An 18,210-nucleotide genomic window follows, 5' to 3' on the forward strand; every position below is an offset into this window, starting at 1 on the left:
CGGATCACTGCCGCTCTCTAGGCTCATACGGAGCGCCGAGTCCATGCGTTCCATTTGCCCGATCCGGCATGAGCCCTAGCCGCGCAGCCAGAACCCAGGTAATCCCTGCGGACAGGATAAACCCGATTCCCGGCATCAGGAAGATCGTTCCCAGCACCAGCATGGAAGTCTGAAAGTCCGGCTCTGTTCTCGCGCCTCGCAGCAGCATGAATCCAGCACCAAGCAGCGCCATCACCACGCCGATCTGGATCGGTGTCAACACTCGCGCCACGGCGTTCGGCATGCGCTGTTCCGAGACAAAATCCATGGCAATCGGCGATGCCTCCAGGAACCGTTTGCCCGCGTCGGTGCCCATATAGCCCAGCAGCTCCTGGTTGGAACTGAAGCGCTCGATGATGCGAGAATGCACGTCGGCGTTCTGCTTGAAGATGCGCGCCCAGCGGCGATTCTCGACAAAGAACTTGGTGAGCCACAGCAGCGCTCCGATCACGCAAACCATCACAATCATCGGCGTGATGTCGCTCACGAGATTCGCGGCGACGGACGGTCCAGGGCGCATCTCCGGCAGGTCAGGCCACACTTCGTGTTCGAGTGCTTCGTCGGGCCGGCCATCGGCGTGCATGTGGGTAAACAGGTAGTAATCAGGATTCAACCCCACCTCAGGGTGGTTCTCCAGAAACTGCGCCAGTTGAGGGTTATTCGCCCGCACATACTCTTTGTCCGAAAGCAACGAAGGATCGCGCGCCACCACGCTCGTTAGCTTTGGGCTCAACTTCAGCAGATGAATCAGCTCTTCCTGCGTTGCCTCCACATCTTTGTCGGAGGTCACGGCAACCTGCGCAGCCGGATGTTGCGAAACCTGCGGCCGCTCCGGGACTTGCGCCAGAGCGATACCCGTCCCCATCACGGCGCACATGGCGGCTGCGCCAATCCCTCTCATTTTCCAAACTTTCTTCCCAGGCAAAAAAAGGCCGGAACCTCCGTTTCCCATTCCGGCATCCCGGCTCTCGCAAAACCCATCCATTTTTTCGTTCTGAACCTGTACCATTGGCATCCTCATTTCGCCTGTCTCGTATCTCGGGGCTTCTCACCCCGATTGCTTTCTCAGCGTTGTCTGCCAATACAACGGCTCCCGTGGAAAGCGGTTAACAACATGGAGAAAATTTCCCTTCGCGCGTTTTGCACCCTGCGGCTTCATACCTTTCTCTTGACATACCCATACTTCTAGGCATAACTTGACTCATACCAAGTTTTCTAGGGGTAGGCGCATCCTATACAGCGGCTATTCCGGGGAGTTTCCGCATTGGCTCGCAATGATCTTCAGGGTTCGCTCGACCTGCTTGTTCTCAAATCGCTGGCGCAGATGGGCGAGATGCACGGCTACGGCATCGTGCTCCACATCCAGCGCGCTTCTGACTCGCTGCTCAGCGTGGAGGAAGGCTCGCTTTATCCGGCACTGCACCGCATGGAGCAAAGCGGCTGGATCAGCTCCGCATGGGCGCTGACTGAGACTCGGCGCAAGGCGAAGTATTACAAGCTCACCACCGCAGGCCGCAAACAGCTAGAAGACGCAGAGGCCAGCTTCGAGCAGCTCGTCAAAGGCGTCCGCGCCATGCTGCGCTACGCGTAAACGGAGAAGCACACGATGAGCCTCTTCAACCGACTCGCCAATCTCTTCCGCCGCGACAAGTTGCAGCGCGAAATCGAAGCGGAGCTCGCAGCTCATCTCGCCATGCGCAGCGAGGACAACCGCGCCGCCGGTATGTCTCTGCGAGAGGCACAGCTAGACGCGCGGCGGCGGTTCGGAAGCCTCACGGCAATAGGCGAGAGAATCGTTGCCGCGGATGCCGCGCTTGCCCTTGATCGTCTCGGTGGCGATCTGCGTTATGCGTTGCGTCAATTGCGCAAGTCGCCCGGCTTCACGGTAACCGTTGTCCTCACTCTGGCTCTGAGTATCGGCGCAACCGCTGCTATCTTCAGCGCAGTCGAAGCTGTACTGCTGCGCCCACTGCCCTTCGAGAATCCTGATCGACTCGTTGTGGTGTGGCAATCCGATCCCGCGCACCCTGGTACTGGCGCATTCTTTAACAGCTACCGGGAGTTTGAAGTTTGGAAAGAACACAGCCGCAGCTTCGAAAAGCTAACCGCGCTCACCTGGGCCGGCAAGCATGCCAAAACCCTTTTCTGGCATAACAAGCCCATCGACGTCTTTACTGTCCCGGTAAGCACCGACTTCTTCGGGATGCTCGGCGTAACCGCACAGATCGGCCGCACCTTTGCGCCGTCCGATCTCAGCAATAGCTGCACCCTTGTGCTCGCGTATCCCTTTTGGCAGCAGAAACTCGGTGAGCCTAAAGACATCGTGGGCCAAAGCCTCGCCTACGGCAATACTCAATGCCAGATCATAGGCGTCATGCCCAGAAGCTTTGCCTTCTATCCCATGCAAACCGCCGCGTGGTCGCTGATAACGCCGCAAAGCGAGTTTGTAGAAAAACCCTGGGGAACCATGACTGGCGCGTTTGGCCTGCTCAAACCAGGCGTCACGCGCCAAGCGGCCGTAGCCGAACTGACAGCACTCGAAAACACCGTGCTGCCGGAAGCTCCGAGTGAGTTGAGAATCATGCGCAACTGGAAGCCGGTCGTCCTCGACCTGCAATCCAATTTCACTTGGCTCGCAGGCCGCAGTTTGCGCCAGGGTTTGTGGCTCCTCCTCGGCGCATCCGGCCTCATCTTGCTCATGTCCACGGTTAATGTCAGCGGCCTGCTTCTTGGCCGAGGCATCGAACGCGAGCGGGAGATGGCCGTACGTGCCGCGCTTGGCTCCGGGCGCAGGCGCCTTATCGCCCAAGCCCTGACGGAGTCAGCGCTGCTTGCTTTCTTCGGCACCTCCGCCGGCCTTGTGCTTGCATGGAGCCTCATCCGCTGGTTCCGAGCCATCAATCCCATCGAATTGCCTCCGGGCAGTGCTGTCACCCTCGACTGGCGCGTGCTTGCCTTCACAACAGCTACGGGCATCTTCTCTGCCGTTGCCTTTGGACTTTATCCTGCCTGGCGCGGCTCGCGTATCGATCTCAATAGCGCCCTCAAATCTAGCGGCCACGCGCACAGTCCTGCGGCCTCGGCGCAGCGCGTCGCCAAATGGATGGTCGTCGCGCAGGTAGCGCTTTCCATGGTTCTTGTCACCGGCGCGAGCTTGTTCGCAGAAAGCCTGTGGAAGTTCATGTCCACCGAGCTCGGATATCGTACTCAGCACCTCTTCACTGCGCGTCTCAATCTTCCTTCGAGTCCTCTGTCGGATCGCTATACCGATCAGGCCTCCCGTGAGCGCTTCGCAAGCAATCTCGAAGCTGAGCTCACAGCTCTTCCCGGCATCAAATCCGTCGCTCTTGGCTCGGACTTCATACCGATGGATGGTGAGGGCCTTTCCATTGAGGGCGATGCAGCCACATCCAACGGCTCAGACAGCGCGGTCGCGCAGTATGTCAGCCCGCGGTTCTTCTCAACGATGCAGATTCCACTACTCCGCGGCAGAGTCTTTGATGTAGGCGACCGCGAGCACACGCAACCAGTCGTCATCGTCAACCAGGCCTTCGTCAATAAATACTTCCCTGGCAAGGATCCAATCGGCCGCGCTATTAAGCTCGCCCCCGCTGGCGACTCCACCAAACCGTGGATGAGCATCATCGGCATAGCCGGAGATGTCAAAACCACGACAATCTTTCGCGACATGGTTTACGAAGAGTCACCATCCATCTACGTTCCACTAGCCCAGTCCACACCCGCGTCCCTTGCGTTCATGCTCGCCGGAGAGGAGAACGATCTCGCGCTTGCGAGCCAGATACAGCAACTGCTCTCTCATCTTGACCGCAGTCTTCTACTCTCCGACATCGACGGTCTACACGAGGAGCACATCTCCGATCTCAGACAACCGCGCTTCCGCACTGTGCTCTTTGCCAGTTTTGCAGGGCTTGCTCTGGTGCTCGCACTTGTAGGTTTGTGCGGCGTACTCACGCAGCTCATCGTGCGCCGCCGACGAGAGATTGGCGTGCGCATGGCCCTGGGCGCAAATCGCGAGAGCATCCTGAGCAGCGTTCTCAGGCAGGCATGCGTCATGACGACCGCAGGAGTTGCAATCGGTGCATTTTGCGCAGTGGCAGAAGTGCGCCTGATCCACTCACTGCTTTATGAAATTCGCGCATGGGGCGTAGCGGAGTTTGCCTGCGCTGCTGCTGCTTTGCTGATCGTAGCGCTTGCTGCCGCATGGTTCCCGGCGCGCCGCGCCGCGTCAATCGACCCCATGGAAGCCTTGCGCTCAGAGTAAGCAATCGGAGAAATCATCATGCCCATCCTTCGCCGACTCGCCAACCTCTTCCGCCGAGACAAGCTGCAGCGCGAAATCGAAGCGGAGCTTGCAGCTCATCTCGCCATGCGCAGCGAGGACAATCGCGCCGCCGGCATGAGTCCACGCGAAGCGCGGCGCAATGCCCAATTGCGTTTCGGAAATTCCGCATCTTTGACGGAGAAAACCATGCAGGCTGACACTGCTCTATTCCTGGAGAGCCTATGGCTCGATACACGTTTTGCCATGCGCCAACTACGCAAGAGCCCCGGCTTCGCAGTCATTGCCGTTCTCATGATTGCGATCGGGCTGGGCGCGGCGACAGCGATCTTCGCCTTTGTCGATGCGGCGTTGATTCAGCCCATGCCTTACAAAGATCCGGCGCGTCTGGCTGCTGTATATGAAGTTGCCGAAGGATGCCCGTTATGCAACCTTTCCCGGCAGAACTGGCAGGATTGGCGTCAGACCAATACCGTCTTCGAGTCCTTTCAGGCCTGGGGATGGGCCAGTTATCTTTTACGAAATTCTGAAGGCACGACGGAAGCGAGAGGCGCAAGAGTCAGTGATGGCTTCTTCCACACGCTTGGCGTCATCCCCGTTCTAGGCCGCGACTTCTATGCTGGCGAAGAGAAGCCCGGAGCGACGCGCACTGTGCTGCTGAGTTACTCCGCGTGGCAGAAGCGTTTCGGCTCCAATCCTGGTGTCGTCGGACAAAGTGTTCGGCTGAGCGACAACGACTACACCATCATCGGTGTGCTGCCGCGCGAGTTCCACTTCGCCCCGCTCGGTGAGGCTGACTTCTGGACCGCGCTCAACGATCTCGACTCCTGTGAGCAGCGGCGCGGATGCCACAATCTCTTTGGTGTCGCGCGCCTCAAGCCCGGTGTCACGGTAGCCGCGGCAGCGGATGCCATGCGCACCATGGCTGCGCAGCTTGTGGTGCAGTATCCAGATTCGAACAAAGGGCTTAGCGCCACGGCTATCTCGCTGAACGACGCTATCGTCGGAAATATGCGGCCTTTGCTGATCGCATTGCTCTGTGGCTCGGCGCTGCTCTGGATCATTGCTTCCGTCAATGTCATCAGCCTGCTGCTTATCCGCTCGGAAGGACGCCGTCAGGAGATTGCCGTGCGCGGCGCTCTTGGCGCCTCCAGCGGCCGCCTTGCCTGGCAGTTTCTTCTCGAAAGCTTCGTGCTGGTCACATGCGGCGCGGCGTGTGGCATTGCCTTGGCGGAGATCACTATCCGCAGCATGCTTCATCTGATTCCAACTGGTCGCATGGACGCGATGCCTTATCTGCTCGGGCTCGGCCTGCATAGTCACGCGATCCTCTTTGCTGCAAGCCTCGCCTGTGTCTCCATCATCGTTTGTTCGCTTGCACCCGCAACCAGACTCGCATCGACGTTTGGTGGAGGCAGTCTGCACAGCGGCCTTGCAGCAGGCGCACGCGGCGCTTCGGGCAACACGTGGCGCAAGCTGGGCGCGCGGCTCGTGGTTGTCGAGGTTGCAACCGCTGTCATTCTGCTCGCAGCGGCGGGCTTGCTCGGCAAGAGCCTTTTTAATCTCCTTCATGTCGATCTCGGAATGCAGCCCGATCATCTTGCGACACTCGTTGTTTCCGCACCAAAACAAGTGGAAACCGATGCGCAGATGATGGGCCTGCTGCGTTCCCTGGTTGATCGCGTGCAAAGTCTGCCCGGCGTTACGAGAGCAAGCGTGTCGAGCCATCTGCCCGATCATGATTGGGATGGTGGCGTGATGCTGGTGAAGCCGGATGATCCACCCGACAAGGTACCTGCTCCTCTTCCAGAACGTGACGTCAGTTCCAGCTATCTGCATACCATCGGTGCGCAGTTGCTGCGTGGCCGCTATTTCACGCAGGAAGAAGACGATGCCTCAAAGCCTGCGATCGCCATCGTCAATGAGTCACTGGCGAAGTTGTACTTCCCAGGGCAAGACCCTATCGGCAAACGTCTGGCGTATATGCACTCGAAAAATTTCATGCAGATCGTCGGCGTGGTCAAAGACGTAAAAGAAGGCCAGATGGACACCGCCACGCGGCCTGTTGTCTATGTCCCGTACATGCAGGGATGGTCGCACTCCTTCTATCTGGTTGTACGCACCGCAACCGATGCAGGAGCTCAGTTGCCCACGATCACCGCTGCAGTGCATGGGTTGAATCCTTTACTCGCGACTTCCGATCCGGTCACCATGATGACCCTCATCAATGACTCTCCATCGGCTTATCTGCATCGTTCGTCGGCATGGGTAGTCGGGGGCTTTGCAACGCTGGCGCTGCTGCTCTCTGCTGTGGGACTGTATGGCGTTATCGCTTACTCCGTCAGCCAGCGCCGGCGCGAGATCGGTGTTCGCATGGCTCTCGGAGCAAGGCGGGAGTCGGTATGCTACCTCGTCTTGCGTGAAGCCGGCATGCTCGCAGCAGTGGGCATCGCATTCGGCGTGATTGGCTCGCTCTGCTCGGCGACGCTCATCCGATCTCTGCTCTTTGGCACGCAGCCATGGGATGTCACCACGCTGCTCGCTGTGGCCCTGCTGCTTGCTGTTTGTGCATTCGTCGCGAGCTACATTCCTGCTCGCCGCGCCGCATCTCTCAACCCTATTGAGGCGTTGCGCACGGAGTAACAGGTCAAAGGAGTTCCTGTGGCCATCTTTCGCCGTATCGCGAACCTTATCCGCCGCGACAAGTTGCAGCGCGAAATTGACGCGGAACTAGCATCTCATCTTGCCATGCGCGGCGACGATAACCGCGCCGTAGGCATGTCTTCGCGTGAGGCACAACGCGATGCACGCATTCGCTTCGGAAACGTGTCATCGATGCGCGAAAAAACCGCCGAAGCCGACATGTCTCTCTGGATTGAAGACGTGGCGCATGATCTTCGTTATGCATTTCGCCAACTGCGCAGAGCGCCAGGCTTTGCCATCACATCCATCCTTGTTCTCTCACTCGGCATCGGCGCATGCACGGCAATCTTCAGCGCGATCAAGCCGATCCTCATCGACCCGTTACCGTTGCCTCACGCTGATCGTCTTGTTATGGTGTGGGAACGCTCAAACGACGGCAGACCCGTCCACGTTACATTCGGTAGCTTCACCGGGCTCGCGGAACGCAGTCCTGCCTTCACATCGATTGCAGTGATGAAGCCGTGGCAGCCGGCTATCGCCGCTGGTGCACAGCAAAGCGACAAACCGGAGCGGCTCGAAGGCCAGCGCGTCAGTGCAGACTTCTTTCGCACGCTCAGCATAACGCCTGTTCAAGGACGTGATTTCCAGTCCTCCGATGACCGATGGCGCGGGCCCAATGTTGTGATTATCAGCGATCGCCTGTGGCATCGCCGCTTCGCCGCGGATCCAAACATTGTCGGCAGCCAGATCCGTCTTGATGACCAGCCCTTTACCGTTATCGGCATCCTGCCTGCGAGCTTTGAAGATGTGCTTGCTCCGCAGGCCGAGCTATGGGCTCCTCTTCAATACAACCAAGCGTTGCCCCCCAATGGACGCGAATGGGGCCATCATCTGCGCATGGTGGCGCGGCTGCGTGATGGCGTCGCTCCCGCGCAGGCGCAGAGCGCATCCGATGCGATCCTGCATCTGTTTGCGCAGAGCCATGCCAACGGCTATGACAGCACCGGCGGCGCGCCTGCCGGTATCATCGCAACGCCTCTGCAACACGATCTGACCCAGGGCATACGCCCCGCGCTCTTCGCGGTGATCGGCTCGGTGGTTCTGGTGCTGCTGATCTCTTGCGTCAACGTCGCAAATCTGCTGCTCGCCCGCGGAGCGCAGCGGCAGGCTGAGTTCGCCATGCGTGCGGCCCTCGGCGCGGCCAATACGAGACTCGTTCGACAACTTCTCACGGAAAGCCTCGTCCTGGCCATTGCCGCAGGCCTCATCGGACTCGCCATTGCAGAGGCTGGCGTCCGCATCCTCATAGCCATGAGCCCCGCAGAACTTCCCCGGCTCAGCGCCATCAGCGTCAACCTGCCTGTCTTTTTCTTCGCACTTGGCATCGCCGCGATCATCGGCATCTTCGTTGGCCTGGCTCCGGCACTGCAATCCACACGCGGCGAGCTCAACGCCCGCATGCAACAGTCGTCGGGTCGCACTGCTGCCCGTCGGCACTGGACGCGCAGCGCGCTCGTCGTCGCCGAGGTATCGCTTGCAATCGTGTTGCTCGTGAGCGCAGGTCTGCTGCTGCGCACCATGCAGCATCTTTTCTCCACCGATCCCGGCTTCGATGCCTCTCATCTCATCACCATGCAAGTGCAGGAATCCCCGCGCCGCTTCGATGATCGTCAAGCCGCTCTACGCTTCTTTTCGCAGGCTCTCGATCGCGTGCGCCAGATGCCCGGCGTTATCTCTGCCGGATTCACAACGCAGCTCCCGTTGAGCGGCGATAGCGACATTTATGGCGTCGAATTCGAAAAGGATCATGGACGCAACAGCGGTGCGGCCTTTCGCTACTCCGTCACTCCTGGCTATCTCGAATCGATGCGCATTCCACTGTTGCGCGGCCGCCTGCTGGACGAGCACGACACCTTCGGCGCCCCCACTGCAGTCATCATCAACGACGCGCTTGCCCGCAGTACTTTTCCGGGCCAGAACCCAATCGGCCAGCGTCTCCGCGTAGGCCCCGATGCAGGCGAGCAGGGACGCCCCTGGGGGACTATCGTTGGCGTTGTCGGCAACGTAAAGCAGCAATCGCTGGCCATGGCCGATGATGATGCCTTCTACATCACCACGGAACAATGGTCCTGGCTCGATAACGTACAGACACTGGTAGTGCGCACCAGTGGACCTGCAGCAGCACTCGCCGCTCCCATCCGCGACGCCATCTGGTCCGTCGACCGCAATGAGCCGATCGTGCGTATCACCACCATGCAAAGCCTCGTCGCAACATCAGAAGCCCAACGCCGCTTTGTGCTGACTCTCTTCGCAGCCTTCGCTGTTACCGGGCTCATCCTTGCTGCTACTGGCCTCTTTGGGCTGCTTGCGGGCTATGTCACCGAACGTACCCGCGAGATCGGCATTCGCACCGCCGTTGGCGCTTCGCGCGCAAGCATCGTGCTGCTCATCCTGCGCCACGGCCTGGGCCTCGCGACAGTTGGCGCAGTCATTGGCATTGCCGGAGCAGCTCTTTCAAGCCGCGCACTCGCTGCGCTGCTCTCAGGTATTTCACCGCTCGATCCAGTGACGTATCTCGGTGTCACGCTGCTGCTGCTGTGCGTAGCCACAATCGCCTGCTTCCTGCCAGCACGCCGCGCTGCATCCATCGATCCCGTCAAAGCCCTGCGCGCCGATTAATCAGGGCTCCAGTACAAGTTCACAAACGCCATCATGGCAATTCAACTCTGCCTCGTGCACGAGCGTTGCGTCAGATTCTTTGGGCCAGAAATCCGCAACACTGATTCCCTCAATCTCCTTATCGGTTCCAGGTATTTCTTTTGTGTCGATAGATTGAGCGCGAACAATCTTCCCGCCGCGCATCAACAGACGGTACTCTGTCGACCCATTAACGGAGCTGCTGATCGAAACATTGAAGCTACGCTGCGATTTCAACTCTGCTTCGAGACCAGGCATATCGATGGAATCGTCGGCACCAAGCTTCTCCCTGCGTTGGGCAATCTCAGTCTGCAGCGCACCTGGTTTCTTGCGAATCGGCGGTTTGAGATAGCTTGCAAAGGATGCGAGAGCCAGCTCATAATCCGTGATTGCAGGCCCACTGTCTCCAGCGGCTTCAGCAATTTCGCCGAGATGCAACCCTACTTCGGCTGATTGTCTGTTTCGCCACGCAGCGTGGATATAGTTTTTTGCTTGGTCAGTCTTCCCATCAAGGAAGTAGGCCCACCCCACCGTATCCCAACAGGCTTCGAGCATCCTGCTTTTCGCCGCAAGCGTTTCAGGTTTCTCATCGAGAGACCATTGCTTGCTCTCCTCGGTCATTTGAGCAAGAGCCTTCATCGCGGCCGCGGAAGCTTCTGTTATCGCGGTGTGGCCGTTGATCAGCTCATATGCTGCATCATTTCTGAGGCCCGCTGGCTTTGCGTCCTGCAATAAGGCCATAAGTGTCGTCTTACCTTCCTCCTGCTTGCCGGCCCTTAGCTGCACGCGCCCCAGAGTAAGTTGCAGTGCATCATCTTTCCGTTCCTCGGGTGGCAATGCAGCAATTCCTGCTTCACCGGCTTTGAGCGCCTCCTGCACCTGTCCCTCGTCGAGCAATACTTGCATCAATGCGCGCACTGGCGCAGGATTCTTCGGCTGTTCCGAAGCCCAACGTTCGAGCGTCTTGCGAGCCAGTTCCGGGTGGCCCAATATCACCTGAGCCTCAGCCATCGAAGAGAACACCCCGGTGTTTCGAGGGTAGAGAGAGATGTCCTTCGCGTAATCCCCAATCGCGGCTTCCATGTTGCCCCGTTGGAATTCGAGATAACCGTAGCTGGCCCAGAGCCCTCGCGCCTGGGTATCTATATGCACCGCCTGGTCCAGCAACGACTGCGCCTCGTCAAAGTTGTGCTTCCGAATGGCCTTTCGCGCGCGGCTGATGAACTCTGCCGCGTTCAGCGGACTCGTCGCAGTTGAGATGCTTGGCGACGTGGACGCCCTGCTGAGCTGCACCATCTCCGACCCTCCAAGGCCGGCGGCTTCGGCCCATTTTAGATAGTCGTTCCACTTGGAAAGGGGAATCTTCTTTTGGAGAATTTCGATTCGTCTTTCGGCATATAGAGTGCCACCCTCAAAACGGTAGGTTTCATCAAGCTTTGCGTAAGAAGTAACAGCATGGATCGCTGTCGGCAGCGTCACTGTCCATCCTTCGGGAAGTTTCAGCGCGGCAGTGGAGGTTTCTACGCGCTGCGGTCCCAGTTGAATAGATTGCGTTGGCGTATCCGTTGTGCTCAGCACAGGCAGGCCTACCGGAGCTAACTGTGCCGGGATGCGCAGATTATCCCAGTCTCCTGGCTTTTTTCGTTCGTAATCGTAAGAAATGGTCAACGGTTTCGATGAGTCTTCCAATGCGCCTACATCAACATGGCTCACCGTACCGGCATAGCCCATGCCTTGCGAAACACGCTCTATAACGTCCTGGTAATGGGCAGCTCCCGCTTCGAACAGCACTGCCCGCAGCAGCAATTCGCCATCCCCACGCAATGACAGCGTCAAATGCGAATGAGCAGTACCCTGTGCGTCGAGCGTCCCAGTCGCATTGAACTTCTGAAATGCCTCAAATGGCAGCTCGGCAGGAGTTCGTTCCAATCTGGAGACCCCACTCTCCGGTACCACCAACGCTTGCTTGTCGCGCAAAGTGATAATCATGGCCCCAAAGGGAGCCAGCTCCTCGGTGGCGTCCATCCACACTTGCTGTCCATTCAATTGGGCAGTGGTAATGACATGATTGAAGGCGGCTGGCGACGGAACATCCGGATTAAATCGAACTCCCCCGCCGATCAGCGCCGCATCGGAATGCACACCAACCGCCGTCAGCAGCGCAGCCAGCAGCGTGTGCTTGTCCTTGCAGTCGCCGTACTGATTGTCCAGCACCTCTGACGCAGCATGCGGCTGGTACCGTCCGATGCCAAAATCCACGCCGATATAGCGGATCTTCGACGAAACATATCCATAAACCGCCTTGACCTTATCCTCTTCCGTCGTCTTGCCTGCTATCAGCTCATTCGCCTTCGCCTTGACGGCGGCATCGGGAACAATCCGATCCTGCTCCAGCTTGCGATACCACTCGCCAACCTCGTCCCAGCTATGAAACGAAGTCCATGCCACATCCGGATACTTCCCCTCTTCGGCATCCTTTTCTTCTTCATCGGTCAGGACATGATGCTTTTCCGCTTCCTTTGCTGCTTCGGCCTCCTTGCCGACAGTGGGCTTGAGCTGCGTACTCGTCCATCGCCATACATGCTCCGAGGCTGTTGTCGATTCTTCAGCCTTGTTTTTCGGACACCAGACCTTGGCGTAGGTGTCTTTCGGCACGTGAAGCTCAAGGCTCTCTTCCAGAACGACGGCGTCTTTGTCGAAGTTCTCCGTCCCCCAGAATTCCTTATCTGCCTCTGCCTTAAAGCGCACCCACTTGATCTGGTACTCCAGGCGATCGCCCACCTGCAGATTGCGCACAGGAACCTGCAACTGCTTCAGATCGCTATAAAAGGGCGCAGCCTGCGTCACCGGGGACGGCATCTCCATGGCGCTGCTGGCGGGCGTTTCCGTGACCGTTCCATTTGCACTGCGAACGCGCAAATAGACCATCTCAAGCCGCTCTGATGCGCTCGCGAAGCTGAAGTTGAGCACTCCCAGCTGCCGCACCGTTGCCTCCGACTGAATACGCACCACAGCCGTCTGCATCTTCCATCCCGTTCCATCCGCAGCGAAGGAATACACCGTATCAAGCCGCTCGACGACTGCCGGCTCGCTGACATACTTGCTCGCCACTGCGACATCAGGATTCGCTTTCGCGATAGTTACTTCGGAACTTCGCGTCTGGTTTGCAGTACTGTCTTGTGACAGTGCTGGAGTCATCGAACTGATCTGTACCAAGGCAAGAAAAGTCAAACAGGTAATTACAGAAGTTTTATGTGACATAAGTTGGAAGCCTAAAAGCGGTATAACAGACCTGGCTCTCTTCGGTGAACGAAATTGAGGCGAACCATGAGCAATCCCTATGAACGTAATCGGCGGCCATAGCGTTCCCTGAGCCCAATCGGCGACAATCATCGCGATATGGCTAACCGATCCCGCCGCGACTTCCTCCTTGCCAGCTCAGCCCTCACCCTTGCCACGCAGCTTCCTGCATCGCTCTTCTCCGAATCCGCCGCGAATCCAAAGCGCATTCTTGTGGGTAGCGATACGCCCAATGGCATCCTTTCCTTCGGCTGGGACGCGAAGACCGGCGCTCTCACGCCGCAGGAGATTGCAGGCGTCATTCCGCAATCCACATGGATCGACCTCTCACCCGACCGCCGCTTCCTTTATGTCGCCTGCGAGCTCAACGAATTCGAAGGCAAGCCCAGCGGCTCTGTCGCCAGCTTCAAAATGCCCGCACCCGGCTCAGGCGGCAAGCTCACGCTGCTCTCCAACGTGCAGGCGCACGGCAAAGGCACATGCCATCTGAATACCGACCACACCGGCCGCGTCGTTATCTGCGCCAACTACGCAGGAGGCACCGCTGCCAGCTTCCTCTCCACCAACGGCAAGCTCAGCGAAGCCGTCTGGACCGAGACCTACCAGGGCTATCCCGGCCACGGTCCTGTCGCCGACCGCCAGGAGATGGCACACGCTCACTTCGCCTGTATCTCGCCCGACAATCGCTTCGTTTTCATCAACGACCTCGGTGCCGACAAGATCCACATCTATCGCATTGACGTCGCTACCGGAAAGCTGACGCCGGCGGGCACATTCCATTCCCACCCCGGCGCCGGCCCGCGCACCCTGCACTTCCATCGCAACGGACACATCGCCTACTGTGTCAACGAGCTCACCAAGAGCGTCTACGTCCTCGCCTGGCATGAGCAGGAGCCGAACTTCACCATCGAGCAGGAAGTCGACCTACTGCCCAAAGGTGACCCCGGCACCGGCTCCACGGCCTGCGACGCCGTGCTCACCCGCGACGGCCGCTTCGCCTACTTCGCCAACCGCGGCAATGACTTCCTGATGAGTTTCCGTATCGACCCTGCCAGCGGCAAGCTCGCCCCGCTCGGCTCCAAACCCCGCACCACCTGCGGCGGACACATTCCGCGCAACTTCACCCTCGATCCCACCGAGCGCTGGATGCTCGTCGCCAACCAGGGATCGAGCAACCTCACTGTCATTGCCCGCAACCCGGAAACCGGTGAGCTGGCCGACAAAGGCACAAACTATCCAGCGGCGACCCCCATGTGCATCGTTTTCGTATAAACTTCTTGCAGGGCGAACAAGTGGCGAAAGAGATACCCCTTGTGGATATTTCTCATGGAGACGCGCATACTATCTACGGAACCGCAGCGATCGAGGCAACTTAGCCTTTGTCGCGATTCCCGAAGGAATCCATGGTCGTCGACGTCAAAAAGCTCTCCGATGCGCTCCGCCACAGCTCTCCAGAAGAAGAGTTGCGCCGCGACCTCGAACGGCTTATCGGAGCACGCCGCCAGGAGATCAACAGCGCCCTGGAAGCAGGCCGTAGCTTCGTTCTGCGCGTACCGGATGGCCGCCGCATCCGCATCTCACCGCGAACCGCGCCTGAGCCGGCCACAGCTCAGTAAGCCGAAAGGCGGTCCGTCGTGATCGCCCTCGTCACCACCAGCTTCCTCATCTTCTATATCTTCGTTCCCGGCATTCTTTTCCGCTTTGCCAGTTCGCTGCGTGTTCGTCTCAAGCTTTTCCAGCGCACCCGTACGCAAGAGGCTACATTCTCCGTTGCCGTGGCGCTCCTGCCATTTGCCCTTGCACTCTATGGAACATGGTATCTGCCAGTGATGCGCCATCAACCCTTCGCCATTGTTGATGAATCTCTCTCCCAGTGGCGGCAGGACTACCGCAGCGTAACCACCTTGATCGTTTCCACCGACGCCTCGCGCTTTCTCGACAACGGCCCGGCTGCAGCATCATCCAGTGAAGAAAACTGGCGCGCCATCGGCCGCGTCCTGCATCGCCAGATGCGTTTTCTCTTCTGGTATTTCCTCGCTGCCTGCTGTGAAGGCTGGATCTTCGGCTATCTCGCCAGCAAATACGGAGATTGGCAGCTCAATACCGATCCGGAAGAGCGCCTCCGCGCCAATCTGAACCGGCTGGCACGCACCCCTCTCATCTTCTACAACTGGATCGCGGTCAAGTTCATCCTGCCCAACATCTCCGAATGGCACATGCTGCTGACCAATTTCAACTGGCCCAGGCGAGACGGCTTCTTCGTCAGCGTCGACATTCTGCAAAGCAACGAACATCTTTACCAGGGCCGCGTCGCCGACTATTTCATCGACTCTGACGGCAAGCTCACCGGCATTTTGCTTAAGAATGTAAGCCGCTTCGATCGCCAGGCCTACGTGGACGCAAGAACCCACAGCGCCACCCCAGAAGCCATTCCACGTGAAGACTACTGGCGAAACATACCCAGCAACCACTTCTATATCGGCTACGCTTCCATTGTGAATCTCAACGTGCGCTTCGCCCCGCGTGACCAGGCACTCATCTCCATGGCCGACAAGATCCTGCGGCAGGACGACACCCCCGCCTATGAACTCAACATGGAGCCCGACGATCAGGACGACTCAGCCGATTCTCAGCGGCCCGATATCTATTCTTGAATGAGTTTTATCTGAAAGCCGGGCACATGGAAGCACGAAAGTTCTGTTTATAACTTCTCAATTCGCATTAAGAATTGTTCTTCAGTGGCTGAGCCACGCTGGGGCATGTTCTTTGCGAAAGACGACTAATCCATCTACAACCTTGTCCCATCGCATGCTTTCAAAGCGGTTCCCTAAAGGACGAGCCGCAACAGAGCTATATCTTTGCAGCTCTTTCTTGGATAAAAATATCTCGTTGAAGCTGTTATGCGCGAACGCAAGTCCTTCGAGAGAAGCATCAGGTGCGATATCCAACTGTCGAACGGGCTGATGAACAAATGCATACTCGCCGGAATACGCGGAAAATCCAAGCGCATAGGCTCGATCGCCAAAATCCTTTTCTATATAAAATCCAAACGGTACCGTGCCCTTGAACCCATTAACGTTAGTCAGAGTTTTAGCTAGATGTACCGTTGCCGCCCACACAATGACCTTGCTGCCTCGTGGCAACTGGGAGAACTGTTCCTTAAAGTTGAGATACATGGAACGATCACGGTCGTTATCCCACTTCACTTCCTGGTCGTTTTTAGTAAAGTCGTCTTCGGTAAAGTTCCGCGCAAGGTTCCGTTCAAGGCTGGCAATCATAGCTTTATCTTCTTCAGCCTCTCGCTGTTGCTTTACCTCAGGTTGAGAAAGCTTTCCTCGAATCTCTTCCAGGCAGCCAACAATCTTTGCTTTATCGGTAGGACCATAAGGAGCATCGTCACTATATTGCCAGCCCATGTGTTTCTGCAAAATACCGAGACATCTGGACCTTTCATCGCCGAAAAGATATCGCACCAGATCAGATGACATCCCTCTGGATGCATACGAGTCTCTCCCAATCTGATCGTCCAGCCCTCGCAACACGAAGCTGCCCGTCTTCATTTTTTCTTCCAAAAACGGAACCAGCGGTTGCACTTCCTCGTTGGACCACAAGCCTCCGATAGCCGACGAAATCATTGCATCCGTCACATCGCGGCCAGTAGCTGACAGCGCCTCTATGTGAACAAAGTCATACATTCCGCTCTCAATAAAAAGAGCGTTGTAATGACACTCCTGCACCAGCCTGTGAACGAGCTCAACCTTGAACTCCAGCGTTTCTCCAAAGCCGTGCACTGGGGATTCACCAAGCATGGCAACACTCTTGCCACATAGCGCATGCTCAACCAGATCGATATTCTTTACATCCGTTGATTGGACCCTGACAGACACACATGCGATAGCCACCATGAGCGGCAACAAAAAGAAGAGTCGTCTGATTTTCGAGAGATGAGAACCGGCTGTTCCGTTCAACTGTTCCTGCCAAACAATAGAGTCGCGAAACAAATCCGGAATGTTTTTAAATAAGCTAGTCGAAATAGCGAAGCTGATGTCTTTACTTTACGCGCCCACCAGTGCGGCCTTGCCTACATGTCGCGCGGCTTCCGGCTCGATCTCAGTGGCCTTCACTACCGGCGCATGCGCCAGCTCCCACGCCGAGCGGTCCTTCATCAACCGCGAAACCAGCGCCGTGTGCATTGCGTGGCCCGCGCGCACCGCAACCACTTTGCCCTGAATCCGCTTGCCCGCAAGCGCCAGATCGCCAATCAGGTCCAGCACCTTGTGACGCACAAACTCATCGGTGTAACGAAGTGGCCCATTCTCCGGCCCGCGCTTCGTCAGAATGATCGCATTCTGCGGCCCAGCGCCGCGGATCAGGCCCATATCGCGTAGCTTCTGCTCATCGGCCTTGTAGCCAAAAGTACGAGCCGCTGCGATCTCCGCGTCGTAAGTTTCAGTTTCCAGATCCACCACAAAGCTGTCGTGCCCGATCGGCTCCGGAAAATCGATCTCATACTCAATCGAATAGCCGTCGCCCGGATAAACACCGATGAACTTGTTGCCCTCGCGCACCTCAACCGGTTTCGTCACTTTGATGTACTCGCGCCGCCGTCGCTGTCCACGAATCCCCGCCGTCACAAACGCCTCGACATACGGCTTCGCGCTTCCATCCAGAATCGGCAGCTCCAGGTTATCGAGCTCCACAATGACGTTATCCACGCCCATGCCGATCAGCGCCGACAGCAGATGCTCCGTCGTCGAGATCAGCACGCCCTGGCGCATCAGGCTTGTCGCGTAGCTCACCTTGGCCACATTGCGGCCCGTCGCCGAAATCTCAAAGTTATCGAGATCGGTGCGTCGGAAGACAATACCGGAACCAGCCGGTGCAGGCAGCAAACGCATCTTCACCGGCGCGCCAGAATGAAGACCTACACCCGAGAACTCAATTGGTCCTCCGATGGTCTGTTCCTGGTGAATCGAGTTATGACTGAAACTTGGCAAATAATACCTGCAGCAGGGTTGTAATCTACCGCAAACAGTAGGGTAGACGAGAGATTGCAATTTGGCAGTGTGGCATTTTTGCCACAAACCGCGTGGTATTTTTGCGGTAAACATCTATTTCCTAAGCGATTTATAAATGGAAGGCGAAATAAAAGCGATAATCGGTAAGACGATTTGGCATCTCCAGATTTCCATAGGTTCGATATCGATCTTAGCCTCCGTAACGCACCCACC

At 57.6% G+C, this 18,210-nt stretch carries 11 protein-coding genes; 7 read left to right on the forward strand and 4 right to left on the reverse strand.

Going from position 1 to position 18,210, the window contains the following annotated elements; genetic code table 11:
• Positions 1 to 4: 4 nt before the first annotated feature.
• Positions 5 to 940 (reverse strand): hypothetical protein, encoded by a 936-nt coding sequence (locus OHL22_RS22845; RefSeq protein WP_263342114.1) that lies wholly within the window; start codon positions 938 to 940, stop codon positions 5 to 7.
• Between the two features lie 363 nt (positions 941 to 1,303).
• Between OHL22_RS22845 and OHL22_RS22850 the strand changes: the two genes are divergently transcribed.
• Genes OHL22_RS22850 through OHL22_RS22865 form a run of 4 tightly spaced genes read left to right on the forward strand, consistent with a single transcriptional unit; the run spans position 1,304 to position 9,661 of the window.
• A complete protein-coding gene (locus OHL22_RS22850) occupies positions 1,304 to 1,630 on the forward strand; it encodes a PadR family transcriptional regulator (protein ID WP_263342115.1) in 327 nt (108 codons plus the stop codon).
• Positions 1,631 to 1,645: 15 nt separating this feature from the next.
• Positions 1,646 to 4,321, forward strand: coding sequence for an ABC transporter permease (locus OHL22_RS22855; RefSeq protein ID WP_263342116.1), 2,676 nt, complete (start codon positions 1,646 to 1,648; stop codon positions 4,319 to 4,321).
• 18 nt (positions 4,322 to 4,339) lie between these two features.
• Complete coding sequence (locus OHL22_RS22860; protein WP_263342117.1) at positions 4,340 to 6,982, forward strand: ABC transporter permease; 2,643 nt, start codon at positions 4,340 to 4,342, stop codon at positions 6,980 to 6,982.
• A gap of 18 nt (positions 6,983 to 7,000) precedes the next feature.
• Positions 7,001 to 9,661: an ABC transporter permease gene (locus OHL22_RS22865; RefSeq protein ID WP_263342118.1), complete on the forward strand. Its 2,661-nt coding sequence runs from the start codon at positions 7,001 to 7,003 to the stop codon at positions 9,659 to 9,661.
• Here OHL22_RS22865 and OHL22_RS22870 read toward each other — a convergent pair whose 3' ends face one another.
• Positions 9,662 to 12,877 (reverse strand): DUF3857 domain-containing protein, encoded by a 3,216-nt coding sequence (locus OHL22_RS22870; RefSeq protein ID WP_263342120.1) that lies wholly within the window; start codon positions 12,875 to 12,877, stop codon positions 9,662 to 9,664. It lies immediately after the preceding gene.
• A 201-nt stretch (positions 12,878 to 13,078) separates the two neighbouring features.
• Here OHL22_RS22870 and OHL22_RS22875 point away from each other — a divergent pair, with 201 nt between their 5' ends.
• The 3 genes from OHL22_RS22875 to OHL22_RS22885 all read left to right on the forward strand — a co-directional run bounded on the left by OHL22_RS22875 (position 13,079) and on the right by OHL22_RS22885 (position 15,633).
• A complete protein-coding gene (locus OHL22_RS22875) occupies positions 13,079 to 14,251 on the forward strand; it encodes a lactonase family protein (protein WP_263342121.1) in 1,173 nt (390 codons plus the stop codon).
• A 131-nt stretch (positions 14,252 to 14,382) separates the two neighbouring features.
• Entirely contained in the window at positions 14,383 to 14,595 is a 213-nt protein-coding gene (locus OHL22_RS22880) for a hypothetical protein (RefSeq protein ID WP_263342122.1), read from the forward strand.
• Between the two features lie 18 nt (positions 14,596 to 14,613).
• Positions 14,614 to 15,633, forward strand: coding sequence for a hypothetical protein (locus OHL22_RS22885; protein WP_263342123.1), 1,020 nt, complete (start codon positions 14,614 to 14,616; stop codon positions 15,631 to 15,633).
• Between the two features lie 81 nt (positions 15,634 to 15,714).
• Here OHL22_RS22885 and OHL22_RS22890 read toward each other — a convergent pair whose 3' ends face one another.
• Positions 15,715 to 16,947 carry an erythromycin esterase family protein gene (locus OHL22_RS22890; RefSeq protein WP_263342124.1) on the reverse strand — a complete coding sequence of 411 codons (1,233 nt, stop codon included), beginning with the start codon at positions 16,945 to 16,947 and terminating at the stop codon, positions 15,715 to 15,717.
• 87 nt (positions 16,948 to 17,034) lie between these two features.
• A complete protein-coding gene (lpxC, locus tag OHL22_RS22895; RefSeq protein ID WP_263342125.1) occupies positions 17,035 to 17,976 on the reverse strand; it encodes a UDP-3-O-acyl-N-acetylglucosamine deacetylase in 942 nt (313 codons plus the stop codon).
• Positions 17,977 to 18,210 lie beyond the last annotated feature (234 nt).

Origin of the sequence: Acidicapsa dinghuensis (assembly GCF_025685685.1) — a bacterium.
GTDB classification, from domain to species: domain Bacteria; phylum Acidobacteriota; class Terriglobia; order Terriglobales; family Acidobacteriaceae; genus Acidicapsa; species Acidicapsa dinghuensis.